The organism is Rathayibacter sp. AY1H3, assembly GCF_002932015.1.
This window is the reverse complement of the sequence record NZ_PSUU01000048.1, coordinates 1-24,483: the sequence shown is the minus strand read 5'-3', so window position 1 is coordinate 24,483 and position 24,483 is coordinate 1. Positions and strand designations below refer to the sequence as shown.

The following is a 24,483-nucleotide window of genomic DNA, read 5'->3' as shown; positions in this document are numbered from 1 at the left end:
AGCCGCCTGCGCGGGTGGTCTTCGACGCCCAGATCGGGCCGTTCTTGCCGTAGACGACGAAGTTGCCGTCCGCCTGCATCACCGCTCGGTAGACGCCGTTCGCGGAGCGGAGGAAGCTGCCCGCCTCGAGCGAGTTCGCCGCGTAGAGGGTGGTCGAGGGGAAGGCGGCCTGGCTGGTCCAGATCACGTCGTCGGACGGGTTCACGATGATCAGCGAGCCGGCGTTGTTGATGCCCAGGCGGAGGTCCTTGCCGCGCGTGCCCGAGAACCACTTGACGGAGCCGTCGGAGCCGTAGATGACGGCGTTGCCGTCCTTCTGCATGGTGATGCGGTTGCCGGAGCCGCCGGTGCCGGTGCCCCAGACGGCGCCCTGGGGGCCGTAGCCGACGAAGTTGCCGTCGTTCTGCATGACGGCGCTGAAGCGGCCGTCGGCGGAGGTGAGCTGGTGGACGGGGCGGAGGGTCTGCTCCGTGAACAGCGTGTCGGTCACCGGCTCGGCGATGACGCGGCGGACGCTGCTCGCCCAGGCGGGCGAGCCGTTCTCGCGGTAGACGACGAGGTTGCCGTCGGGCTGCATGATCACCGAGGCGCCCGCTTCGTTGATCGTGTTCGTGCTCCACACGGGGCCGCCCTTGGCGGAGTAGACGACCATGTTGCCGTCGGTCTGCATGACCAGGTGGTCGCCGCGGCCCTGGGTGTTTGTCGCGAAGGTGGGGCGGCCCTGCGGGTCGTAGACCACCGCGTTGCCGTCGGTCTGCATCCGGAACGAGTAGCCGTTCGTGCCCGAGACGATCCGCTGTCCGGCGGCCAGCTCCTCGCCGCCGACGAGGGCGTTGTAGTAGCTGACGGCCGCGCGGGCGGTCTGCTGGGCGGCCTCGGGCGACTCGCTCGCGGGAGCGAGGCCGGTCGGCGCCTCCTCGGAGGAGGACAGGGGCTTCTGCGGGTTCTCCGCGGCGAGGGCCGGGGTCGCGCCGAAGAGCAGGGCACCGGTCGCGACGAGCGCGATCAGCCCGGAGGCGAGGGGGCGGGGGGAGGGGGAACGCGTCATCGCAGGACTTTCTCGAGTGGCCGGCGGGGGCCGGAAGAGGGGGTACTCGATGCTCGCACGGCGGACGCACGAGTGCGACCGGAACGGGGGCCCTCCGTCTGGGGGACGCGTGGGAGCTGAGGTCCTCCGCGGGTCAGAGCGCAGGGAGGGGCCGCCTGAGAGCGTCCAGCCGCTTCCGCCAGGCGTCCAGGCGGCCCGGCTCCGCGGCGAGCGCCGGTCCGTCCGCCCAGGCGGTCGCCAGCCGGAGACCGTGCAGGGCGTTGGCCGTCCAGACCTCACGGCCCTCGAGCGACTCCGGCTCGGCCGGGGCCTCGATCACGTCCACGCCGAGCGCGCCGGCGAGCACCGAGACGGTCCGAGCCGTCACGCTGCGCACGCGGGTGCTCGTCGCCGGAGGGACGACCAGCGCGTCGCCCAGCCACCACAGGATCGCGCTGCTCGCTCCGTCGATGACGGCGCCCTCGGCGTCGAGCAGCACGGCCTCGTCCGCTCCCGCGGCGTGCGCGCGCGTCCGCAGGAGGGCGAGACGTGCGATGTCCGGCCCCTTCCAGGACGGTGTCCGGCGCGGATCCACGGGGCTCGTCCACAGCACCACCGAGCGGGTCGTCGGCGGGGCGGGTCGCAGCCGGAGCCGCAGGGCGCCTCCCGAGAGCTCGACGCGCGGGAAGGACCGGCCCTCGCGGGGCAGGGCGGCGATCGCGGCGTCGAGGAACGCCTCGACGTCCGGGTGCCCGCCCGCCGAGGCGACGGAGGCGGCGAACCGCTCGCGGTGCAGGTCGAGTCCGCGGACCCGGCCCTCGTCCACCAGCCAGGAGTCGGCCGCGTCCAGGGAGGTGCCGGGCGGCTCGGGAACGCTCGTCAGGGCCCGCCCGTCCCACTCCCGAACCTGCTCGCCGTCCACGACCGCCTACGCTAGCCCAGTGGTCTCGGAGGATCGGCACGTCCGCTCGGTCGAGCTGCCCTGGGTCGATCCGGAGCTCGCGCACCACGCCCTGTTCGCCACGGCCGAGGCGTCGTTCTGGCTCGACTCGGGCCTCGGAGCGACGAGCGGCCGCTCCTACCTCGGGGCGTGCGCCCGCGAGGACGTGCTCCTCGTCGAGGCCGGCGGCGACGTGGCGGCGGCGCTCGCCGCGGTCGACGACGAGGCCCCGGCGGGCGACCGCGCGCTCGGCCGCTACGGCTGGATCTCCTACGAGGCGGGAGCCGCCTCCGTCTCCCTGCCCTCGGCGCCGACCGGCCCCGCGGATCCGCCGGCCCTCGCCCTGCTCCGGGGCGACCCCGTGCTCGAGTTCGACCACGGCACCCGGACCGTCCGCCTGGTCGCGACAGGAGACGCGCAGGAGCTCACCGTGCGCCTGCTCGAGCTCGTCGGCGCGCTCGCACCCGCGGACCCCGCGGATCCCGAGCCCGCCGGCGTCCCGGTCCGCCGTCACTCCGCCGCCGAGTACACGGCGCTGATCGGCTGCTGCCAGGAGGCCATCCGCGCGGGGGACGCCTACCAGCTCTGCCTCACCGACGAGATCGTCGTCGAGGGCCGGTTCGATCCGGTCGAGGCGTACCGTCGCCTCCGCCGCTCCAGCCCGAGCCATCACGGCGGGCTGATCCGCCTCGGCCCGCTCGCGCTCGTCAGCGCCTCGCCCGAGCGGTTCCTCACCGGCGGGGCCGATGGACGCGTCGCCACGCATCCCATCAAGGGCACGCGCCCCCGGGGCCGGGACGCCGACGAGGACCGCGCGCTCCGGGACGAGCTCGTGTCGAGCGTGAAGGAGCGGGCCGAGAACGTGATGATCGTGGACCTCGTCCGCAACGACCTCGCCCGGATCGCCGCCCCCGGCTCCGTCGTCGTCGACCGCCTGCTCGAGGTGGAGAGCTACCCGCACGTCCACCAGCTGGTCAGCGAGGTCTCGGCCCGCCGGGCGCCCGGCGTCGGGATCGCCGAGCTGATCGCAGCCCTCTTCCCGGCCGGCTCGATGACGGGAGCGCCCAAGCGCCGGGCGGTGGAGCTGCTGCGGGAGTGGGAGGGCGGTCCCCGCGGCGTCTACTCCGGCGCCTTCGGCCGCCTGGGCTCGGACGGCTCGCTGGACCTCGCGATGACCATCCGCACCCTCGTGCTCGACGGCGAGCGCGCCCGCCTGGGGACCGGCGGCGGCATCACCGCCCTCTCGGTGCCGGAGGAGGAGGTCGAGGAGACGCGGCTGAAGGCGCGGGCGCTCCTCGCGGTGCTGGGCGCCGCCGAGGAGTGAGCGGGCGCCGCGTTCGTCTGCCGTGCGCGCAGGGCCAGTAGGGTTGATGGTCGAACGCAGCCGCCCACGTGTGCGCGTTCTCCCCCTCCTTCAGAAGTGAGAAGCACCTGTGGCAGAAGACACCTCCCGGCAGACCGGCGCGAGCGACGAGGAGCGCTACGACTTCCGAGCGCTCCAGGAGAAGTGGCTCCCGATCTGGGAGGAGACGCGCCCGTTCGCGACGGACGACCCCGACGACAAGCGCCCCCGCAAGTACGTGCTCGACATGTTCCCGTACCCCTCGGGCGACCTGCACATGGGCCACGCCGAGGCGTACGCGCTCGGAGACGTGATCGCGCGCTACTGGCGCCAGCAGGGCTTCAACGTCCTTCACCCGATCGGCTGGGACAGCTTCGGCCTGCCCGCCGAGAACGCCGCCATCAAGCGCGGGCTGAACCCGGTCACCTGGACCTACGACAACATCGAGCAGCAGAAGCGCTCGATGAAGCGCTACGCCGCGTCCTTCGACTGGGACCGCGTGCTGCACACCTCCGACCCCGAGTACTACAAGTGGAACCAGTGGCTGTTCCTCAAGATGTACGAGAAGGGCCTCGCCTACCGCAAGGACAGCTGGGTCAACTGGGACCCGGTGGACCAGACGGTCCTGGCGAACGAGCAGGTCCTGGCGGACGGCACCTCCGAGCGCTCCGGTGCGGTCGTGGTCAAGAAGAAGCTCACGCAGTGGTACTTCAAGATCACCGACTACGCCGACCGGCTGCTCGACGACCTGAACCAGCTCGAGGGCTCCTGGCCGTCGAAGGTCATCGCCATGCAGCGCAACTGGATCGGCCGCTCCATCGGCGCCGACGTCGAGTTCGAGATCGAGGGCCGCGACGAGCGCGTCACCGTCTTCACCACGCGCCCCGACACGCTCTACGGGGCGACCTTCATGGTCGTCGCGCCCGACTCCGACCTCGCCTCCGAGCTGGTCGAGGGCTCCGAGCCCGCGATCCGCGACGCGTTCCGCAGCTACCTCGAGACGGTGCAGAAGTCGAGCGAGATCGAGCGCCTGACCGCCGACCGCCCCAAGACCGGCGTGTTCCTCGGCCGCTACGCGGTGAACCCCGTGAACGGCGAGCGGCTGCCGATCTGGGCCGCCGACTACGTCCTCTCGGACTACGGCCACGGAGCCGTCATGGCCGTGCCCGCGCACGACCAGCGCGACCTCGACTTCGCCCGCGCCTTCGACCTGCCCGTGCGCGTGGTCGTCGACACCAACGCGTCCGTCACCGGAGCGATCCCGGTCATCCCGGAGGACCCGGAGGAGCTGGCCGCGCTCGAGAAGGAGTACTCGCTCGACCCCGCCACGACCGGCGAGGCGCTGACCGGCGACGGCCGCCTGATCAACTCCGGGCCGCTCGACGGGCTCTCCAAGCGCACCGCCATCGAGCGCGTCATCAGGATGCTCGAGGAGCGCGGCCGCGGCCGCTCGGCCAAGAACTACCGCTTGCGCGACTGGCTGATCTCGCGTCAGCGCTACTGGGGCACCCCCATCCCGATCATCCACGGAGCCGACGGCGAGCTCGTGCCGGTTCCCGAGGACCAGCTGCCCGTCGTCCTGCCCTCCACCGACGGTCTCGACCTGCAGCCGAAGGGCTCGTCGCCGCTCGGAGCGGCGGAGGACTGGGTGAACGTGCCGCACCCGGTGGACGGCTCGCCCGCCCGCCGCGACCCGGACACGATGGACACCTTCGTCGACTCCTCGTGGTACTTCCTCCGCTTCCTCTCGCCGAAGGACGACACGCAGGCCTTCGATCCGAAGCTCGCCGAGAAGTGGGCGCCCGTCGACCAGTACGTCGGGGGCGTGACGCACGCGATCCTGCACCTGCTGTACGCGCGCTTCATCACCAAGGTGCTGTTCGACCTGGGCTACGTGTCGTTCACGGAGCCGTTCACGGCGCTGCTGAACCAGGGCATGGTGCAGATGGACGGCGCGGCGATGTCCAAGTCGAAGGGCAACATCGTCCGCCTCTCGGACCAGCTGGACGAGTTCGGCGTCGACGCCGTGCGCCTGACGATGGCGTTCGCCGGCCCGCCCGAGGACGACATCGACTGGGCCGACGTCTCGCCCGGCGGCAGCGCGAAGTTCCTCGCCCGCGCCTGGCGCCTGGCGAAGGACGTCACCTCGAGGCCCGACGTCGAGTGGAAGTCGGGCGACGCGGCTCTGCGCCGCCAGACCCACCGCTTCCTCGCGGAGTCCCCGTCGCTGATCGAGGCGTTCAAGTTCAACGTCGTGGTCGCGCGGCTGATGGAGCTCGTCAACGCGACCCGCAAGGTCGTCGACTCGGGCGCCGGGGCCGGGGACCCCGCGGTCCGCGAGGCGGTCGAGGTGGTCGCGATGGCTCTCAACCTGTTCGCGCCGTACACGGCCGAGGACATGTGGCACCGTCTGGGCTACGAGGGCACCGTCGCGCACGCGCTGTGGCGCAAGGCCGACCCGTCGCTGCTGGTCGAGGAGAAGGTCACGGCGATCCTGCAGGTCGACGGCAAGGTCCGCGACCGGCTCGAGGTCTCGCCGAAGATCTCCTCCGACGAGCTCGAGGAGAAGGCGCGGGCCACGGCCGGCGTCGCCCGGGCTCTCGTCGGCCGCGAGGTCGTGAAGGCGATCGTGCGGGCGCCGCGCCTGGTGAACCTGGTGACGAAGGCGGTCTAGCCGCCGATCCGTCCCGACGGGGCTCCTCCTCTCGCAGGAGGGGCCCCGTCGTGCGTCCTGCCGGTGCTGCTCTCTCCTCCACAGGGAGGCGATCTGGCGGGCTGTCCCCGGATCGGTGTCGGCGGCCGCGCCGGGCGGTGACGCGGGTCCTACCGTCGGCGGATGCCAGAGACCAGCGGGACGGACGACGAGCAGTTGACGGCGCTGCTGCGGCCCCGCCGCGCCCGCCCGCGCTGGCGCGTGGGAGTGGGAGCGGCGGTCGTGCTCGTCATCGGCGCCGCGGTGGTCGCGGTGCTGCTCGCGGGAGCGCGGTCGAGCGGTCATGAGCGGGTCCTGGAGCCCGCCGTGTCGACGAGCGCGCCCGCTGCTGCGGCGGTCGAGGCGCTGTACGTTCACGTGGCCGGCGAGGTCGCCTCTCCGGGGCTGTACGTCCTGTCGCCGGAGGCGCGGGTGGCGGACGCGGTCGCCGCCGCCGGAGGGTTCCAGGAGTCGGCGGAGCGCGCGGCGGTCAACCTGGCCCGGAGGCTCGTGGACGGCGAGCAGATCGTCGTGCCGGCCGTGGGAGCGGCGCCGGCCGCGGCGGGAGCGGCTCCGGGCGGGGCCGCTCCAGGAGGAGCCTCCGCCGCCGGATCCGTGCTGAGCCTGAGCACGGCGACGGCGGCCCAGCTGGAGGAGCTGCCCGAGATCGGCCCGGCGACCGCGAAGAAGATCGTCGCCCACCGGGAGGCGAACGGCCCGTTCTCCTCCGTCGACCAGCTGCTCGAGGTCCCCGGGATCGGCGAGAAGACGCTCGGCGCGTTCCGCGACCAGGTCGCGCCGTGAGGAGCGTGCGGGCGGCGGACCTGCGGCTCCTGCCGGCAGCGGTGGCCGCCTGGACCACCGCGTGGGCGGCCGGGATGCTGCCGGTCGCGGCAGTGCTCGACGGGGGCCTCTCGTGGTGCGCCGCGGGCTGGGTGCTGCTCGGGGCGGCGTGCGTCCTGCTCCGGCGCGGCCTCGGCGGGCGGCTGGTCGGAGCGGTGCTCGTCGCGGGCGCGGGTGCCGCCCTGGCCCTCACCTCCGTCGTCGCTGCGGCGCCCGGTGGCCACCCGGCGTCGCTGCGGGAGGCCCAGGAGGATCGCGCCCTCACTCCGGTCACCGTGCGCGTCGACACGGGTGCCCGACCGCTCGCGACCGGGGGAGTGTGGTTCGACGCGACGGCGCTGCGGGTAGGAGACGCGTCGACCGCGGCCCCCGTCCGCGTGCTGCTCGCCGATCCCGGCGGTCGTCTGCCCGTGGGCGCCGAGCTCGACCTGGAGGCCCGTGCTGCGGCGCAGGAGGGGTCCGTCGGCGAGGCGACGATGCTGAGGGCGGCGTCCGTTCAGGACCGGCGCGGTCCCGGGGGAGCGGCGGCCGTCGCGGAGGTGCTGCGCTCGCGCTTCCTCGAACGCGCGGCGCTGGTCGGCGGCGACGTGGCGGGGCTGCTGCCGGGCCTCGCGACCGGCGACACGTCCGCGCTCGACGCGGGGCTCGAGGAGGCGATGCGCACCGCGTCGCTCACCCACCTGACCGCCGTCTCGGGCGCCAACTGCGCCGTGGTGGTGGTCGCCGGCTGGACGATCGCGGCGCTCCTAGGCGCCGGGCGCCGCCTCCGGACCGTCGCCGCCCTCGCCCTGCTCGCCGGCTTCGTGGTGCTGGTGACCCCCGAGCCGAGCGTGGTGCGGGCCGCCGTGATGGCGACGGTGGTCCTCCTCGCGCGGCTCGGGCGTCGCTCCGGAGCGGCCGTGCCCGCTCTGCTCGCGACCGTCGTCCTCCTCGTGGCCGCCGACCCCTCGATCGCGGGGAGGCTCGGCTTCGTGCTGTCCGTCCTCGCCACCGCCGGACTCCTGCTGCTCGCCGAGCCGATCGCGGGCGCTCTCGGTCGGGTGCTGCCCCGGCCTCTCGCCCTGATGCTCGCGGTGCCGACCGCGGCGCAGCTCGCCTGCCAGCCCGTGCTGCTGCTCGTGGACCCGTCGGTGCCGGTGTACGGAGTGCTCGCCAACCTGCTCGCCGAGCCCGCGGCACCCGCCGCGACCGGGCTCGGGCTCATCGGCTGCCTGCTCGCTCCCTGGTGGCCCGGAGCCGCCGACGCGGCGATCCGTCTCGCCGCCGTTCCCGCCTGGTGGATCGCCTCGATCGCCCGCGCCGTCGACTCGTGGCCCGCTCCGAGGATCGCCTGGTGGCCCGGCGTGGGAGGAGCGCTCGCGCTCACCGTGCTGACCCTGCTCGCCCTCGTGCTCGTCACGCAGTCGCCGCGGCTCGCGCGGGTGCGCCGGATCGCCGCCGTCGGGCTGGCGTGCGCGATCGCGGCCGCCGGCGGCACCACCGTCGCCACGCCGCTCCTCCGCGCCGCCTCGGTTCCCGAGGACTGGCGTGTCGCGATGTGCGACGTCGGGCAGGGCGACGCGGTCCTCCTCCGCGGAGACGCGGGCGTGCTGCTCGTCGACACGGGGCCCGAGCCCGCACCGCTCGAGGCCTGCCTCCGCCTGATGGGAGTGGACCGGATCCCGCTGCTGGTGCTCACTCACTACGACCTCGACCACGTCGGCGGGCTCCAGGCCGTCCTCGGACGGACCGACGCCGCGCTCGTCGGGCCCGCCGCGGGCCGCGACGACGAGCGCGACCGGGCGGCGCTCACCGGCGCGGGGGTCGCCGTGCAGGAGGCGGTCCGCGGCGACAGCGGCGCGCTCGGCTCGCTGCGCTGGCGGGTCGAGTGGCCGGAGCGGCGGAGCGCGCTGCGGGGGAACGAGGCGAGCGTGACCCTCCGGGTCGACATCGGCCCGGACGCCCGCGGCGGCCCGCTCTCCGTCGCGCTCCTGGGCGACCTCGGCGAGCAGGAGCAGGGACGCGTCTCCCGGCTGCCGGTCGGCCGGGTCGACGTCGTCAAGGTCGCGCATCACGGCTCCGCCGACCAGTCGCCCGCCCTCTATGACGCGCTCGGCGCGAGCGTCGGGCTGATCTCCGTCGGGGCGGAGAACGACTACGGACATCCGAATCCATCGCTCCTCGCTCTGCTGGCCGAGCGCGGGGTCGAGGCGCTGAGGTCGGATGTCGAGGGTACGGTCGTGCTCGCGTCCCGCAGCGACGGGATCGCGGTCTGGGTGAGCGGCGCGACGGCTCCCGCGGCGGCCTCGGGGCGCCGTGAGCGGGCCGTAGGGTGGAGGGCGCTCGGACGGGCGCGGCACGGAAGGACACGGCATGGCAGGCAGGGCCCCGGCGCGCGCGAAGGCAGCGCCCTCGAAGGCGGCGATCCCGCAGCTCGCCTGGAACCAGACCCGGCCGGCGCCGATCGTGCTGATCACCGGCCCGGAGCAGTTCCTCGCCGACCGCGCGCTGCGCTTCCTCCGTGAGTTCCTCCGGGCCGAGGATCCGAGCCTCGAGGTCAGCGACATCGACGCCGGCGGCTACGCGCCGGGGGAGCTGCTGACGCTCGCGAGCCCGTCCCTCTTCGACGAGCCCCGCCTCATCCGCGTCTCGAACGTCGAGAAGTGCACGGACGCGTTCCTCCTCGAGACCCTCGACTACCTCTCGGCGCCCGCGGACGGGGCGACCCTGGTGCTCCGCCACGGCGGCGGCAACCGGGGCAAGAAGCTCCTCGACGCCATCCGCTCGGGCACGGGCGGCGGCATCGAGATCGTCTGCGCCGAGCTCAAGCGCGAGAGCGACAAGGTCGACTTCGCGATCGCCGAGTTCCGCACCGCCGGCCGCACGGCGACCACCGGTGCCGTCCGAGCCCTGGTGTCTGCCTTCTCCGACGACCTCGACGAGCTCGCGTCGGCGTGCCAGCAGCTGCTGTCCGACGTCACCGGCGAGATCACCGAGGCGACCGTCGCGAAGTACTACGGCGGCCGCGTCGAGACCACGGCCTTCACCGTCGCCGACTCGGCGATCGCGGGCCGTCACGGCGAGGCGCTGCTCGGGCTCCGCCACGCCCTCGCCTCCGGTGCCGACCCGGTACCGATCGTCGCCGCGTTCGCGAGCAAGCTGCGGACCATGGCGAAGGTCGCCGGCTCGCGCGAGGGCTCGGGCCAGGTCGCCTCGCGTCTGGGCCTCGCTCCGTGGCAGGTGGACCGGGCCCGGCGCGACCTGCAGGGCTGGACCGGCGAGGGCCTCGGCACCGCGATCCTGACGGTCGCCGACGCCGACGCGAACGTGAAGGGCGCCACCCGCGACCCCGTGTACGCCCTCGAGCGCATGGTCTCCGTCGTCTCCGCCCGGGGCCTCTGACCCGCCCGAAAGGCCCTGCTCCCGCGATCCGCACCGACCTCGTCCCCGGCGGTTCTCGATACGCCGCTCCGCGTCCACTCGACCAGCAGTGAGGGGATCACCTCCCCTCGCAGGGTCGCACCGCGGCCGACGAAGAGTCGGACGACGACCCTGCAGGGTCACCGGCGATCCGCGTGCGAGCGGATCGTCGTACCCGGAACGCTCCCCGCTCCTCCCACCGCAACCATGCGCGGAAGCCGACTGCGCGACGGGCGACGAGGCACGAGGAGCTCGTCGAGATCGGTGCAGGGTCACCGGCGATCCGCGTGCGAGCGGATCGTCGTACCCGGAGCGCTTCCCGCTTCTCCCACCGCGACCACCCCTGCATGCCGACCGCGCGACGGGCGACGAGGCACGAGGAGCTCGTCGAGATCGGTACGGGTCACCGCCGATCCGCGTGTCAGCGGATCGTCGTACCCCGAAACGCTCTCCGCGCCTCCCCCCGCGACCCTCCGCGGTAGCCGACCGGGCCGCAGCCGATCGAGAGCCGGACGATGCCCTCGTAGGGTCACCGGCGATCCGCGTGCGAGCGGATCGTCGTACCCGGAACGAAACCCGCTCCTCCCACCGCAACCAAGCGCGGAAGCCGACTGCGCGACGGGCGACGAGGCACGAGGAGCCCGTCGACCGCGAAGCGGAAACGACGAAGGGCCCGGCCAGAGGCCGGACCCTTCGTCGTTGCAGCTTCGCGCAGTACTACAGCGCGGCGACCTGCTTCGCGATGGCCGACTTGCGGTTCGCGGCCTGGTTCTTGTGGATGACGCCCTTGCTGGCGGCCTTGTCGAGCTTCTTGGCGGCGAAGGCGAGGGCGGTGCCGGCCTTCTCGGTGTCGCCGGCGGCGATGGCGGTGTGGACCGAGCGGATGGCGGTCTTCAGCTCGCTCTTGACGGCCTTGTTGCGCTCGTTCGCCTTCTTGTTGGTGAGGTTGCGCTTGATCTGCGACTTGATGTTTGCCACGTGGATTACCTTCTTCTCGGATGTGCGTGTGTGCAGCCGGCTACTCGACGGAGTGCCCCTTCCGCGGGCGTCTGAACGCCCTGCGGTGCGACTGGAGGTCGCCGGCTTATGATCACTCCACGCCTGCCGGGTGTCCGGAGGGGGAGCGCAAGCCAACAAGGAACTTTAGCGCACCCGTCGTCACCCTTCAACCGCGCCGCGCCCGCGGGTGCGGCGCCGTCCGGGTCGGGGCCGCCGGGGCGACACGCCGGGGGAGGCGGACCGCCGTGGCGTCTCGCGGTCCGGGCCCGCCGGTAACGTGACGCCGGTGCCCCGTCTCGCCGATCACCTCTCCGCGGTGCCGCCCTCGGGCATCCGCCACCTGTTCGAGATCGCGCTGCGGCTCGACGGAGTCACCCTCCTCGCGGTGGGCGAGCCCGACGTGCCGACCGCGCCGCACATCATCGAGGCGGCCCGGGCGGCGTGGGCGGCCGACGACACCCGCTACGGGCCCAACGGCGGAGTCCCCGAGCTCCGGCGCGCCATCGTGGAGAAGCTGGCACGAGACAACGGCATCGAGGCGGACGTCGAGCAGGTCTGGGTGACCGTCGGCGCCACGCAGGCGCTGCACCAGGCGATGACGCTCCTGCTCGGGCCCGGCGACGAGGTGCTCATCCCCGACCCGGGCTACACCGTCTTCACGACCAACGCGCGGACCATCGGCGCCGTCCCCGTGCCGTACACGCTGCGCGCCGAGAACGCCTTCCTCCCCGATCCCGAGGAGGTCGAGCGCCTGATCACCGACCGGACCCGCGTCCTGATCGTCAACAGCCCGTCCAACCCGCTCGGCGTGGTGTTCCCGAGGGAGGTCCTCGAGCGCCTGCTCGACATCGCCCGGCGCCACGACCTGTGGGTGCTCAGCGACGAGGTCTACGAGTACTTCACCTACGGGCGCCCGCACGTGAGCCTCGCGGCGATCGCGCAGGAGCGCGGGGACGACGCCGACCGCGTCCTCAGCGTCTTCTCCTTCTCGAAGACCTACGCGATGACCGGCGTCCGCGTCGGCTACCTCGTGACGCCTCCCGGCTTCACGTCGATCATGGTCACGGTGCAGGAGGCGGCGATCAGCTGCGTCGCCACTCCGGACCAGCGCGCCGCCCTCGCCGCTCTGACCGGGCCGCAGGACGCGGTGGCGTCCGCCTCCGACCACTACCTCGCCAACCTGCGGCTCGCGACGGGCGTGCTCGACGAGCGGGGGATCGCCTACCGCGAGCCCGAGGGCGCGTTCTACCTGTGGATCGACATGGCGCACGCGACCGGCGGGGACGTCGCCTCGTGGGTCGAGTCCTTCCTCCTCGAGACCCTCGTCGCCGTCGCGCCCGGCAGCGCCTTCGGCCGCACCGGCGAGGGCTGGATCCGCGTCTGCCTCGCCGCGGATCCCGCCGCGCTCGAGCACGGGCTGCGCGCCCTCCCGGCCCCGGTGCGCGGATGAGCGCCGCCGAGGTGCTGGTCCGGCGCGTCCGGGCCCAGGAGTACGACGAGGTCTCGCGCCTGCGGCTCGCCGCCTACGCCCACGACTACGAGCTGGGGGAGGAGTACGCCGCCGACGTCGCCGCGGTCGCCCGGCACGACGTCGAGGGCGAGGTCTGGGTCGCCGTCGAGGGCGACGGGCGGATCCTCGCCACGGTCACCACCGCGCGCCCGGGCGCGAACCTCTACGAGCTCGGCCGCCCCGGCGAGCTGGACTGGCGGCTGCTCGCCGTCGCCCCGGAGGCACGCGGGCGGGGTCTCGGGCGGCTGCTCACGGAGTTCGTCGTGATGCTCGCCGCCGAGCGGGGCCTCCAGCGGGTCGTGATGAACAGCGGCACGCTGATGACCACCGCGCACGCCCTCTACGAGAGCATGGGCTTCGTCCGCCTCGGCGAGCGGGAGAACCCGCCCGGCGTCGAGCCCACCCGCACCTACGGACTCGATCTGTAGCCGCCGGTCCCGGCCTCCGCCGCCGGGCATGGGACACTGGTCCCACGATGTCTCCACGTGCACACTCCGGGCTCGAGCCCGCCGCGACCGATCCGGCGTCCATCCGCAACTTCTGCATCATCGCCCACATCGACCACGGCAAGTCCACCCTCGCCGACCGGATGCTCGGCATCACGGGTGTCGTCGAGGACCGGGCGATGCGCGCGCAGTACCTCGACCGCATGGACATCGAGCGCGAGCGCGGCATCACGATCAAGTCGCAGGCCGTGCGGATGCCGTGGGAGCGCGACGGGCGCACGTTCGCCCTGAACATGATCGACACTCCGGGCCACGTCGACTTCTCCTACGAGGTCAGCCGCTCGCTGGCGGCCTGCGAGGGCGCGATCCTCCTGGTCGACGCGGCGCAGGGCATCGAGGCCCAGACGCTCGCGAACCTCTACCTCGCGCTCGAGAACGACCTCACGATCATCCCTGTCCTGAACAAGATCGACCTGCCGGCCGCGGACCCCGAGAAGTACGCGAAGGAGCTCGCGAGCCTCATCGGCGGCGACCCGGACGACGTCCTCCGCGTCTCCGGCAAGACCGGCATGGGCGTCGAGGCGCTGCTCGACCGCGTCACCGAGCTCATCCCGCCGCCCGTCGGCGACCCCTCCGCCCCTGCGCGCGCCATGATCTTCGACTCCGTGTACGACGCCTACCGCGGGGTCGTCACCTACGTCCGGATGATCGACGGCAAGCTCTCGCCGCGCGAGAAGATCCAGATGATGTCGACCCGCGCCACGCACGAGATCCTCGAGATCGGCGTGTCGAGCCCCGAGCCCGTCGCGACGCAGGGTCTCGCGGTCGGCGAGGTGGGCTACCTGATCACCGGTGTGAAGGACGTGCGCCAGTCGAAGGTCGGCGACACCGTCACCACGGCGTCGAAGCCCGCGACGCAGGCGCTGCCCGGCTACACCGAGCCGCTCCCGATGGTCTTCTCGGGCCTGTACCCGATCGACGGCAGCGACTACCCGGACCTGCGCGAGGCCCTCGACAAGCTCAAGCTCTCGGACGCGGCGCTCGTCTACGAGCCCGAGACGTCGGTGGCGCTCGGCTTCGGCTTCCGCTGCGGCTTCCTCGGCCTCCTGCACCTCGAGATCATCACCGAGCGCCTGCAGCGCGAGTTCGGTCTCGACCTCATCACCACGGCGCCCTCGGTCATCTACGAGGTCTCGACGGAGGACAAGAAGACCGTCACCGTCACGAACCCGAGCGAGTTCCCCGTCGGCAAGATCGCCGCCGTCACGGAGCCGATCGTCAAGGCCGCGATCCTCGCGCCGAAGGACTACGTCGGCACGATCATGGAGCTCTGCCAGAGCCGCCGCGGGACCCTGATCGGCATGGAGTACCTGGGCGAGGACCGGGTCGAGATCCGCTACCACATGCCCCTCGGCGAGATCGTCTTCGACTTCTTCGACAACCTCAAGTCCAAGACCGCCGGCTACGCCTCGCTCGACTACGAGCCCGCCGGCTCGCAGGAGGCCGACCTCGTGAAGGTCGACATCCTGCTGCAGGGCGAGCAGGTCGACGCGTTCAGCGCGATCGTGCACCGGGAGAAGGCCTACGCCTACGGCGTGCTGATGACGGGGCGCCTGCGCAAGCTGATCCCGCGTCAGCAGTTCGAGGTGCCGATCCAGGCCGCCATCGGCGCCCGGATCATCGCCCGCGAGTCGATCAGCGCGATGCGCAAGGACGTCCTCGCCAAGTGCTACGGCGGCGACATCACCCGCAAGCGCAAGCTCCTCGAGAAGCAGAAGGAGGGCAAGAAGCGGATGAAGATGGTCGGCCGCGTCGAGGTCCCCCAGGAGGCGTTCATCGCCGCGCTCTCGGGCGACGTCGAGACCAAGGACAAGAAGTAGGACTCCTCCAGCGGAGGCGCACCCCCCGAGAGGGAACCTGCGGTGAGGGGCCATTGCGGCGCCGATCACTTCCCAGGTAGCTTTCGAGCGCTGGACGCGGCTGCGGATCGAGGACGATCCGCTCAGGGGCTGGAGCGTCGACGGTCGGCCCTCTCATCACGATCAAGGGGGAAGCCCGTGGACTCTGCACGCACGAGGAAGCACTGGATCAGATCGGGGGCGGCGCTGCTGGGCGTCGCAGCGGTGACGGCGGGATCGCTCGTCGCCGCCGCACCCGCATCAGCCGCGAGCCGTGAGGTGCAGGCGTCGCCCGCGCCCTTCGTCTGGGAGGACATCGACCAGTTCGGCGTCGCGAAGGGCCTGTCCGTCTCCTCCGACGCGGAGACCATCACCGTCGAGCTCCCGGCCGCGAGCGCGTCCGCCGGGTTCACGGAGTGGTCGCACCCGGGGTACGAGACCGTGGACTGGCGCCTCAGCACCAGCGATGCCGACTTCGTGTCGGGCTCCTCGGCTGTAGACGCCGCGGCCAACACCATCGAGATCCCGCTCGAGCGCACGGTGGGCTCGTTCGAGCAGCCCGCGGTGAGGCTCGACCTCACCGCGGAGGCGCCGCAGGCGGACGACGCCTACGTCCCCCCGGCGCTCGAGTCCACGACGGGCTTCGACCTCAGCGTCACCGCCGGCCTGACCGTCGCTCCGGCGAGCGGCGAGGACGCGGCCGTGGTCGACCTGTCCGCGACCACTCCGAGCTCGACCAGCCACGACGGCGTCTTCTGGGCCGGCGGCGGCAGCCTGACCGACGCGGGCGCCGGCGACGTCGTCGTCGTCGAGACGGGCGTACCCGGCTTCTTCGGCACCTCCGTCCGGGCCACCGTCGGAACGGACGGCACCCCGGCGCTCACCGCCCCCGCTAAGGTCCTCGACGACGGCTCGTCGGTCGCGGTGAAGCCGAACCAGGACTTCTACGACCGGTACCAGAACTTCGGCGACACTTCGCTCACGGGCGCTCCCTCCATCCGCGTCACGGGAGCCGGCCGCGGTGTCGAGCAGCCGGCGGGCTCCGCCTTCGTCGTCCGGGTGCCCCTCAGGGTCGTCGCGTCGACGACTCCGCCGACCACCGGGCCGACCCCTGGCAACGGTCCGACGGTGACCCGCCTCGCGGGCACCGATCGCCAGGGCACCGCCGTCGAGATCTCGAAGGCGACCTTCGACACCCCCGGCGTCCCCGTCGTCTACATCGCCACCGGCGCGAACTTCCCGGACGCGCTCAGCGCCGGTCCCGCCGCCGCGAAGCAGGGCGGCCCGCTCCTCCTGGTCGACCGCGACTCTGTGAGCCAGGTCGTGCGCGACGAGCTCACCCGTCTCAAGCCCCAGCGGATCGTCGTCGTCGGCTCCGACCTCAGCGTCAGCGACGCCCTCGCGACCGACCTCGGCCAGTACGCGAACGGGAGGGTCTTCCGCCTCGGAGGCACCGACCGCTACGACACGTCGCGGAAGATCATCGAGAGCGCCTTCGGCACCTCGCCGAAGGGGGCCTGGCTCGCGACCGGCGAGAAGTTCCCCGACGCGCTCAGCGCCACCGCCGCCGCGGGCAAGAACTCCGCCCCCGTCGTCCTCGTGAACGGCGGCCTCCCGGCGGCCGACCCGACCACTGTCGGGATCCTGACGCGGCTCCGGCCGCCGGTGCTCACCATCGCGGGATCCGAGCTGTCGGTCAGCGCCGGCATCCAGAACTCCCTCACGGTGCCGGCCGGACCGGTCGTCAACCGCATCGGCGGGGTCGACCGCTACGACACCTCGGAGCAGCTCAACCTGGCGGCCTTCCCCCGCGGGTCGAAGACCGTGTTCCTGGCCACCGGAGAGAACTTCCCCGACGCCCTGGCGGGAGCCGCGGCCGCCGGGCTTACGGGGAGCCCCCTCTTCGCCGTGCCCCCGACCTGCGTGCCGGTCAAGGTGCTGCAGGACATCAAGGCCGGCGGAGCGACGAGCGTCGTCCTCCTCGGCGGCACCGGCACCCTGTCCGACGCCGTCGCGAAGCTGACTCCCTGCAGCTGACCCGACCCGCACCACGACGAGGGCCCTCCTCCCGCTCCGGCGGGGGAGGGCCCTCGGTCGTTCCCGGCTCGGGACGCCGACGGTCGGATACGCTGGGTCGGATGGACAGCACCACCCGGCACGCGGACTCGACGCGCGCCGCGCTCGAGGAGTCCGGGAAGAAGGTCGGGACGTGAGCATCCGCCGCTCCAACTTCGAGGGCCAGCCGCAGGTCACCTACGCGGCGGTCGGCGGCACTCTGGCACCCGACCTGCTCGAGTACCCGCCGGACGGCTTCACGGCCGAGCGCTTCGAGGCCCGTCTCGGCTCGGGCGACGAGCGCTTCGCCATCACCACCGCCTCCCTGATGACCTGGGGCGTGCAGCGCGGCAGCGGCATCGAGGTGACCGACATCACCAGCGGCAGCGGCGTGCAGTACACCGGCGTCAACTTCGACGCCGCGGGCACCCCGATCGACCTCGTCAGCCGGCCGACGGAGGAGCACTTCGCTCCCGACGGCGCCCCCTACATCACCGCCGGCGTGACCGCCGTGCTCCGCGTGACCCTGCTCGGCCGCGTCTTCGACGCCCCGGTCCGCGTGGTCTACGTCGTCGACGAGCCCGACCAGGTCGGCTTCGCCTACGGCACCCTCGAGGGCCACCCCGAGAGCGGCGAGGAGTCCTTCGTCGTCGAGAAGCGCGCGGACGACTCGGTCTGGCTCGTCATCCGGGTCTTCTCGCGACCCTCCACCCGCCTCTACCGCCTGGGCGCGCCGGTGCTGCGCGCCGTGCAGAAGCGCCAGGTCGCCAAGTACCTCCGCGCGCTGCTGCCGGCGCGCGTCAGCTGACGTGGGGAGCGCCCTCCCGATCGCCGATCCTGCTCCGCTCGACGGCGGACTGCCCGCGTCCGTCGTCGACGGCGTGGAGCAGCGCGACCTCGGCCTCTACGTGCACGTGCCGTTCTGCCGGGTCCGCTGCGGGTACTGCGACTTCAACACCTACACGGCGACCGAGCTCCGCGGGGCGAAGCAGCAGGACTACGCCGACGAGGCGATCACCGAGATGGCTCTCGGTGCCGAGGTGCTCGAGCGCGCGGGTCTGCCCCGACGCCCCGCCCGCACGGTCTTCTTCGGCGGCGGGACGCCCACCCTCCTGCCCGCCGGCGACCTGGTGCGGATGCTGGACGGCCTCCGCACCCACTTCGGGGTCGCGCCCGACGCCGAGATCACCACCGAGGCGAACCCGGACTCCGTCGACGCCGCCTACATCCGCGCGCTGGCCGAGGCGGGCTTCACCCGCGTCAGCTTCGGGATGCAGTCGGCCGTGCCGCACGTCCTCGCCACGCTCGAGCGCACCCACGACCCGGAGCGGGTCCCGCTCGTGGTCGAGTGGGCGCGGGAGGCCGGCCTGCAGGTCAGCCTCGACCTCATCTACGGCACGCCGGGGGAGTCCCTCGCGGACTGGGAGCGGTCGCTCGACTCCGCGCTCGCCAACCGGCCGGACCACCTCTCGGCCTACGCCCTGATCGTGGAGGACGGCACGAAGCTCGCCCGGCAGATCCGCCGCGGCGAGGTCGCGACCCCGAACGACGACCTCACCGCCGACATGTACGAGCTCGCCGACGCGCGCCTGACCGCTGCCGGGTACTCCTGGTACGAGGTCAGCAACTGGGCGCGCGACGACGCCCACCGCTCCCGGCACAACCTCTCGTACTGGCTCGGCCACGACTGGTGGGGCGTCGGTCCCGGCGCGCACAGCCACGTCGGAGGCGTGCGCTGGTGGAACGTGAAGCACCCGGCGGCCTACGCCGACCGGCTGAGCACCGGGGTCTCGCCCGCTGCCGGGCGGGAGACGCTCGACGCGGGGACGCGGCGGGTGGAGGACGTGCTGCTGCGCTCGCGCCTGGCGGACGGGCTGCCCATCGACGCGATCGACGCCGATCGGCGCAGCGAGGTGGCGGGGCTCATCGCCGACGGCCACGTCGACGGCCGGGCGGCGCTCGGCGGCCGGATCGTGCTGACCCTGCGCGGCCGTCTGCTGGCCGACGCGGTCGTGCGCCGCCTCACCGACGGCTGAGGCCGGATCCCGGGGCGGCCGGCGCACCGCCGCCCCGGTGCCGCGGCTACTTGAAGAACGGGATGCTGAGCGGGTACGTGTAGTACTCGCCCGCGCTGGCGCGCACCGAGGCGATGATCGCGAAGACGATCACCAGGATCGGCACGACCAGGAACACGATGAAGCCGACGAGGACGAAGGACAGGATCGTCCCGGCGACGTAGGCGATCAGCGTCGTCAGGTGGAAGTTGAGGGCCGTCTTGGCGTGCGCCTCGAGGAACGGTCCGCGCCCCTTGAAGACCAGGAAGACGATCAGCGAGGGCAGGAAGCTGAAGAAGATGCCGGTCACGTGCGTGACGATCGCCCAGGTCTTCTCGTCCGCCGGGTTCAGCGGCGGAGCCGGGGTTCCGTAGACGGGGGGCGGGGGAGGGGTGGCCGACATGATGGTCTCCGTTCCGGCGGCGGCGACGGGCGTCCCCCGTGCGCTCGGCGTCCATCGTGGCATGCGGCGACTCCCTCCGCACCGGGCCGCGCGGGACCTCCTCCTCGGGGATGACGGGGCTCCTCCCCGCGGCCCTGCAGGAGTGCACCCCGGCCGATCCCCGCGCAACCCCGCCGGGCGGTCCGCCTCCCGGTTATGATTGGCACTCAGAGTTGCGGAGTGCCAGGCTCCGCGCGGCGTCAGCGCCGCAGACGGTCGTGCCCGCGGGCACTCGGAGTCCGGCGGGAGGTCGGTCGTATGGTCACGGAGCGCGGTCTCCAGGTCCTGCGCGTGATCGTGCAGGACTACGTGGCGAACCGGGAGCCGGTGGGCTCCAAGTCGATCGTCGAGCGCCACGCGTTCGGCGTCTCGGCCGCCACCATCCGCAACGAGATGGCCCAGCTGGAGGAGGAGGAGCTGATCGCGGCTCCGCACACCTCGTCCGGCCGCGTGCCGACCGACAAGGGCTACCGCCTCTTCGTCGACCAGCTCGCCGACCTGCGCCCGCTGACCTCCGCGCAGCGCCAGGCGATCGAGACGTTCCTCGGGCAGAGCCCGGACCTCGACGAGGTGCTGGTCAAGACCGTCCGCCTGCTCTCGCAGCTCACCAACAGCGTCGCGCTCGTGCAGTACCCGTCGTTCGGGGCCGCGCGGCTGCGCCACGTGGAGCTCGTCGCCCTCGCTCCCCGCCGCCTCCTGTCGGTGCTGATCACCGACACCGGCCGGGTCGACCAGCGCGTGCTCGAGACCCCGGAGGACGTGGACGACGCTCTCCTGGGCGAGATCCGCGCGAAGCTCAACACGGCCGTGCTGGGCCTCGGGCTCCAGCAGGCGGCCGAGACGCTCGGCTCCGTCGCGGAGCGCTTCAGCCCCGAGCGGCGCCACGTGCTGACGCCGATCGTGCAGACCCTGCTCGAGCAGGTCGGCGCCAACCGGCAGGACCGCCTGGTCATGGCCGGCGCCGCCAACCTCGTCCGCACCGAGGAGGACTTCTCGGGCAGCATCTACCCCGTGCTCGAGGCGATCGAGGAGCAGGTGGAGCTGCTGCGCCTCTTCGCCGAGATGACCCCGGACCCCCGGGGCATCTCGGTGCGCATCGGCCGCGAGAACGCGCCGTTCGGGCTGCAGGAGACCTCGGTGCTCACGAGCGGGTACAACACCGCGGGCGGCCAGGTCTCGCGCCTGGGCGTGCTCGGCCCGATCCGGATGGACTACTCCGGCAACATCACCGCGGTGCGCGCCGTCGCCCGCTACCTCTCCCGCCTCCTCGGCGAGGAGTAGGCCCGACCTCCCGGCCCCCGCCGGATCCCCCCGGTGCGCCGTGCCCGGCCCACCGACCCACGAACGAAGGACGAAGCCACCTGTGGCCGATCACTACGAAGTGCTGGGCGTCGACCGCGACGCCTCCGCCGACGAGATCAAGAAGGCGTACCGCCGACTCGCCCGCGAGCTGCACCCCGACGTCAACCCGAGCGCGGACGCCTCCGAGCGCTTCAAGCTCGTCACGCACGCCTACGACGTCCTGAGCGACGCCCAGCAGCGGGCGCAGTACGACCGCGGGCCCCAGGAGGGCTTCGGCGGCGGCGGCCAGGGCTTCGGCGGGTTCGGCGACATCTTCGAGACCTTCTTCGGGCAGGGCGCGCAGGGCTCGTCCCGCGGGCCGCGCTCCCGCCGCGAGCGCGGCCAGGACGCCCTGCTGCGCGTGGAGGTCTCGCTCGACGAGGTCATCTTCGGCACCCACCGCGACCTCGAGGTCGACACGGCGGTGCTCTGCGAGACGTGCCAGGGCTCGTGCTGCCAGCCCGGCACCTCGCCGGTGACCTGCGACATCTGCCACGGCTCCGGCCAGATCCAGCGCACGGTCCGCTCGCTCCTGGGCAACGTGATGACGGCGAGCCCCTGCGGCACCTGCCGCGGCTACGGCACCGTCATCGCGACCCCCTGCTCCACCTGCCAGGGCCAGGGACGCGTCCGCGCCCGCCGCACCATCCCCGTCGACGTCCCCGCGGGAGTCGACACGGGCCTGCGCCTGCAGATGCCCGGCAGCGGCGAGGTCGGCCCGGCCGGCGGCCCCAACGGCGACCTGTACCTCGAGATCAAGGTCAAGCACCACGACGTCTTCAGCCGCAACGGCGACGACCTGCTCTGCACCCTCGAGGTGCAGATGACGGACGCGATCCTCGGCTCCACGGCGTCGCTCAAGGCGCTCGACGGCGACATCGAGATCGAGATCAAGCCGGGCACGCAGAGCACCGAGATCGTCACGATCAAGGGACGCGGAGTCACGCGCCTGCGGGGCAGCGGACGCGGCGACCTCCGCATCGGCATCCAGGTCGTCACCCCGACGAAGCTGGGCCACCGCGAGCGGGAGCTGGTCCAGGAGCTCGCGAAGCACTACAAGCCGCAGAAGCCCGCGCTGACCCACTTCCAGCAGGGCCTGTTCTCCAAGCTCCGCGACCGCTTCCTGGGCTGAGCCCGTGGCGCACCACTACATCGACGAGTCGCTGGACTCCGGCGGCTTCGTCGTCGGGGGCCGGCTCGCGCTCACCGGCGCGGAGGCACGGCACGCCGCGACCGTCAGCCGGATCCGCGCGGGCGAGAGCGTCCGGGTCGGTGACGGGCGCGGACTCGTCGCGACCGCGGTCGTCGAGAGCGCGGAGCCGGCGCGAGTGGTGCTCGTCGTGGAGTCGATGCAGGAGTCCCCGGTTCCGTCCCCGCGCCTTGTCCTCGTCCAGGCCCTCGCGAAGGGCGACCGCGACGAGCTCGCCGTGCAGGCGGCGACCGAGCTCGGGGTGGACGAGGTCGTCCCGTGGCAGGCCGCGCGGTCGATCTCGCGGTGGTCGGGCCCGAAGGAGGAGAAGGGGCGCGAGCGCTGGCGGGCCATCGTGCGCGAGGCGAGCAAGCAGTCGCTGCGCCCCCGGGTGCCCGAGGTCGCGCCGCTCGAGCAGGTGCGCGGTCTCGTCGCGCGCGCCGCGACGTCCCGCGTGCTGGTCCTCGAGCCCTCGGCGCAGGCGCGGCTCTCCCAGGTGGTCCCGGACGGACGCGACCTGGTGCTCGTCGTCGGGCCCGAGGGCGGCATCGCTCCGGAGGAGCTGCGGCTGCTCGCGGAGGCGGGCGCCGAGGCCGTCGCGCTCGGCGACTCCGTCCTGCGCACCTCGACCGCAGGTCCCGCTGCCATCGCCGTCCTCTCGGCCCGCCTGGGCCGCTGGTGACGCTCCTCCACAGCCGCCTCGGGGCGCCGGAGCAGGGTGCCGTGGGCGAACGCGGCGCCCGTCGCGCACGGGCCCCGTTTAAGATGAGTGCATGAGCGAACCTACCGTCTTCACGCGCATCGTCCAGGGCGAGATCCCGGCCGATGTGGTGTTCGAGAACGAGCGCATCCTCGCGATCACCGACATCGAGCCGAAGGCGCCCGTCCACCTCCTCGTCTTCCCGAAGACCCAGGAGCACGCCACGGTCGCCGCCCTCGCCGCCGCCGATCCCGCCCTGCTCGCCGAGATGGTGCAGGTCGCCCAGTCGCTCGCCGACGCCCACAGCAACGGTCAGTTCCGCCTCGTCTTCAACTCCGGCGAAGAGGCGGGCCAGACCGTGTTCCACGTGCACGCCCACGTCCTGGGCGGCCACCAGACGGAAGGCTCCCTTGCCACCGGTTGAGAACACGGGCGCGAGCCCCGACGAGCGTCCCGCCCCCGGCGCGGACGCGTCCGAGACGACGCGGCGCGTCGTCGCCGTCGACGGAGTCGCGATGGTGCGCCTCCTCGGACCCCAGGACCGCCTCATCCGAGCGGTCGAAGGACGATTCCCCGATGTCCGGGTGCACGTGCGCGGCAACGAGGTGACGCTCGACGGCGAGCGCGAGCCCGTCGCCGCGGCGACGCGCCTGGTGGAAGAACTGGTGCGCATGACCGCGAGCGGGCACGATCTCGACCCGGAGGGCGTGCGCGAGTCCGCCCGCATCCTGCAGAACGGCGGGCCGGTGAGCCCGGCCGAGGCGTTCGGCCAGGCCATCCTCACGGCACGCGGACGGAGCGTGAGGCCCAAGACGCTCGGGCAGCGCGAGTACGTCGACGCGGTCGATCAGAACACCATCGTCTTCGGCATCGGCCCGGCCGGAACCGGCAAGACCTACCTGGCGATGGCGAAGGCCGTGCAGTCGCTGCAGCGCAAGGAGGTCGAGCGGATCATCCTGACCCGCCCGGCGGTCGAGGCGGGGGAGCGGCTGGGCTACCTGCCCGGCTCGCTCACCGACAAGATCGACCCGTACTTGCGCCCGCTCTACGACGCGCTGAACGAGATGATGGACCCCGAGATCGTCCCGAAGCTGCTCGCGGCCGGCACGATCGAGGTCGCGCCGCTCGCCTACATGCGCGGGCGCACGCTCAACAACTCGTTCGTCGTGCTCGACGAGGCGCAGAACACGACGCCCGAGCAGATGAAGATGTTCCTCACCCGCCTCGGCTTCGGCTCCAAGATGGTCGTCACCGGCGACATCACCCAGGTCGACCTGCCGACCGGCGCGAGCGGACTCCGCCTCGTGACGCGCGTGCTCGACGGCATCGACGACATCCACTTCTCGCGCCTGACCAGCGAGGACGTGGTGCGCCACAGCCTGGTCGGCCGCATCGTGGACGCGTACACCGAGTACGACCAGCAGAAGCAGGCGCAGCACTTCGAGCGCGAGCAGGCCCGGGAGTTCGCGAACCGCGCCGAGCGCCGCGGCCAGGCCGCCCGCCCGCCCGGCGACCGCCAGCCTCCGCGCGGCCTGCCACGGGACGACCTCGTCCACCCCGAGCTCGGTCGCCGCCTGCACGGCGAGCTCGTCGCGGTCGCCCTTCG

Annotated in this window: 20 protein-coding genes; 16 read left to right on the top strand and 4 right to left on the bottom strand. The window is 72.9% G+C overall.

Annotated elements, in window-relative coordinates:
- A partial coding sequence (locus C5C33_RS15515) for a hypothetical protein (RefSeq protein WP_104261548.1) occupies positions 1 to 1,048 on the bottom strand: 1,048 nt, incomplete at its 3' end.
- A 133-nt stretch (positions 1,049 to 1,181) separates the two neighbouring features.
- Positions 1,182 to 1,949 (bottom strand): aminotransferase class IV, encoded by a 768-nt coding sequence (locus tag C5C33_RS15510; protein WP_258068899.1) that lies wholly within the window; start codon positions 1,947 to 1,949, stop codon positions 1,182 to 1,184.
- A gap of 19 nt (positions 1,950 to 1,968) precedes the next feature.
- Here C5C33_RS15510 and C5C33_RS15505 point away from each other — a divergent pair, with 19 nt between their 5' ends.
- The 5 genes from C5C33_RS15505 (at position 1,969) to holA (ending at position 10,225) form a co-directional block, all read left to right on the top strand.
- Complete coding sequence (locus C5C33_RS15505; RefSeq protein WP_104261547.1) at positions 1,969 to 3,291, top strand: anthranilate synthase component I family protein; 1,323 nt, start codon at positions 1,969 to 1,971, stop codon at positions 3,289 to 3,291.
- Between the two features lie 109 nt (positions 3,292 to 3,400).
- Positions 3,401 to 5,983 (top strand): leucine--tRNA ligase, encoded by a 2,583-nt coding sequence (gene leuS / locus C5C33_RS15500; RefSeq protein WP_104225642.1) that lies wholly within the window; start codon positions 3,401 to 3,403, stop codon positions 5,981 to 5,983.
- Between the two features lie 162 nt (positions 5,984 to 6,145).
- A complete protein-coding gene (locus C5C33_RS15495; RefSeq protein WP_104261546.1) occupies positions 6,146 to 6,805 on the top strand; it encodes a ComEA family DNA-binding protein in 660 nt (219 codons plus the stop codon).
- Positions 6,802 to 9,348, top strand: a complete 2,547-nt coding sequence (locus tag C5C33_RS15490) for a ComEC/Rec2 family competence protein (RefSeq protein ID WP_146085802.1) — start codon at positions 6,802 to 6,804, stop codon at positions 9,346 to 9,348. Before C5C33_RS15495 ends, C5C33_RS15490 begins: the two co-directional genes overlap by 4 nt.
- Positions 9,248 to 10,225 (top strand): DNA polymerase III subunit delta, encoded by a 978-nt coding sequence (holA, locus tag C5C33_RS19080; RefSeq protein WP_258059737.1) that lies wholly within the window; start codon positions 9,248 to 9,250, stop codon positions 10,223 to 10,225. The genes C5C33_RS15490 and holA overlap by 101 nt, the downstream gene beginning before the upstream one ends.
- A gap of 735 nt (positions 10,226 to 10,960) precedes the next feature.
- On the opposite strand, the gene rpsT is transcribed toward holA, so the two are convergent.
- Positions 10,961 to 11,221 carry a 30S ribosomal protein S20 gene (gene rpsT / locus C5C33_RS15480; protein ID WP_097165711.1) on the bottom strand — a complete coding sequence of 87 codons (261 nt, stop codon included), beginning with the start codon at positions 11,219 to 11,221 and terminating at the stop codon, positions 10,961 to 10,963.
- Between the two features lie 307 nt (positions 11,222 to 11,528).
- On the opposite strand from rpsT, the gene C5C33_RS15475 reads away from it, so the two are divergent.
- The 6 genes from C5C33_RS15475 to hemW all read left to right on the top strand — a co-directional run bounded on the left by C5C33_RS15475 (position 11,529) and on the right by hemW (position 19,187).
- Positions 11,529 to 12,692: a pyridoxal phosphate-dependent aminotransferase gene (locus C5C33_RS15475; RefSeq protein WP_104261544.1), complete on the top strand. Its 1,164-nt coding sequence runs from the start codon at positions 11,529 to 11,531 to the stop codon at positions 12,690 to 12,692.
- Positions 12,689 to 13,180, top strand: coding sequence for a GNAT family N-acetyltransferase (locus C5C33_RS15470; RefSeq protein WP_104223126.1), 492 nt, complete (start codon positions 12,689 to 12,691; stop codon positions 13,178 to 13,180). Before C5C33_RS15475 ends, C5C33_RS15470 begins: the two co-directional genes overlap by 4 nt.
- 47 nt (positions 13,181 to 13,227) lie before the next feature.
- Positions 13,228 to 15,078 carry a translation elongation factor 4 gene (gene lepA / locus C5C33_RS15465; RefSeq protein WP_104223127.1) on the top strand — a complete coding sequence of 617 codons (1,851 nt, stop codon included), beginning with the start codon at positions 13,228 to 13,230 and terminating at the stop codon, positions 15,076 to 15,078.
- A gap of 177 nt (positions 15,079 to 15,255) precedes the next feature.
- The gene (locus tag C5C33_RS15460) at positions 15,256 to 17,133 is read left to right on the top strand and encodes a cell wall-binding repeat-containing protein (RefSeq protein WP_146085801.1); all 1,878 of its coding nucleotides are present in this window, start codon (positions 15,256 to 15,258) and stop codon (positions 17,131 to 17,133) included.
- A 172-nt stretch (positions 17,134 to 17,305) separates the two neighbouring features.
- Positions 17,306 to 17,959 (top strand): DUF1990 family protein, encoded by a 654-nt coding sequence (locus tag C5C33_RS15455; RefSeq protein WP_258069270.1) that lies wholly within the window; start codon positions 17,306 to 17,308, stop codon positions 17,957 to 17,959.
- 1 nt (position 17,960) lies between these two features.
- On the top strand, positions 17,961 to 19,187 hold the full coding sequence (gene hemW / locus C5C33_RS15450; protein WP_104261542.1) for a radical SAM family heme chaperone HemW: 1,227 nt from the start codon (positions 17,961 to 17,963) through the stop codon (positions 19,185 to 19,187).
- Positions 19,188 to 19,233: 46 nt separating this feature from the next.
- On the opposite strand, the gene C5C33_RS15445 is transcribed toward hemW, so the two are convergent.
- Positions 19,234 to 19,671, bottom strand: a complete 438-nt coding sequence (locus tag C5C33_RS15445) for a DUF4870 domain-containing protein (protein WP_244229439.1) — start codon at positions 19,669 to 19,671, stop codon at positions 19,234 to 19,236.
- Between the two features lie 234 nt (positions 19,672 to 19,905).
- Here C5C33_RS15445 and hrcA point away from each other — a divergent pair, with 234 nt between their 5' ends.
- The 5 genes from hrcA to C5C33_RS15420 form a co-directional block, all read left to right on the top strand.
- On the top strand, positions 19,906 to 20,928 hold the full coding sequence (gene hrcA, locus C5C33_RS15440) for a heat-inducible transcriptional repressor HrcA (RefSeq protein ID WP_104223131.1): 1,023 nt from the start codon (positions 19,906 to 19,908) through the stop codon (positions 20,926 to 20,928).
- Between the two features lie 82 nt (positions 20,929 to 21,010).
- Complete coding sequence (gene dnaJ / locus C5C33_RS15435; RefSeq protein ID WP_104225203.1) at positions 21,011 to 22,120, top strand: molecular chaperone DnaJ; 1,110 nt, start codon at positions 21,011 to 21,013, stop codon at positions 22,118 to 22,120.
- A 4-nt stretch (positions 22,121 to 22,124) separates the two neighbouring features.
- Positions 22,125 to 22,859 carry a 16S rRNA (uracil(1498)-N(3))-methyltransferase gene (locus C5C33_RS15430; RefSeq protein WP_104248360.1) on the top strand — a complete coding sequence of 245 codons (735 nt, stop codon included), beginning with the start codon at positions 22,125 to 22,127 and terminating at the stop codon, positions 22,857 to 22,859.
- A 91-nt stretch (positions 22,860 to 22,950) separates the two neighbouring features.
- The gene (locus C5C33_RS15425; protein ID WP_104225201.1) at positions 22,951 to 23,301 is read left to right on the top strand and encodes an HIT domain-containing protein; all 351 of its coding nucleotides are present in this window, start codon (positions 22,951 to 22,953) and stop codon (positions 23,299 to 23,301) included.
- Between the two features lie 91 nt (positions 23,302 to 23,392).
- Positions 23,393 to 24,483: PhoH family protein (locus tag C5C33_RS15420; RefSeq protein ID WP_104261549.1), on the top strand; the 1,091-nt coding region annotated here is incomplete at its 3' end.

Excerpts from the sequence above, each read along its gene's own strand:
- C5C33_RS15495 (WP_104261546.1), top strand. The coding sequence starts at position 6,146 with ATGCCAGAGACCAGCGGGACGGACGACGAGCAGTTGACGGCGCTGCTG.
- C5C33_RS15470 (WP_104223126.1), top strand. The coding sequence starts at position 12,689 with ATGAGCGCCGCCGAGGTGCTGGTCCGGCGCGTCCGGGCCCAGGAGTAC.
- lepA (WP_104223127.1), top strand. The coding sequence starts at position 13,228 with ATGTCTCCACGTGCACACTCCGGGCTCGAGCCCGCCGCGACCGATCCG.
- C5C33_RS15445 (WP_244229439.1), bottom strand. The coding sequence starts at position 19,671 with ATGCCACGATGGACGCCGAGCGCACGGGGGACGCCCGTCGCCGCCGCC.
- hrcA (WP_104223131.1), top strand. The coding sequence starts at position 19,906 with ATGGTCACGGAGCGCGGTCTCCAGGTCCTGCGCGTGATCGTGCAGGAC.
- C5C33_RS15425 (WP_104225201.1), top strand. The coding sequence starts at position 22,951 with ATGAGCGAACCTACCGTCTTCACGCGCATCGTCCAGGGCGAGATCCCG.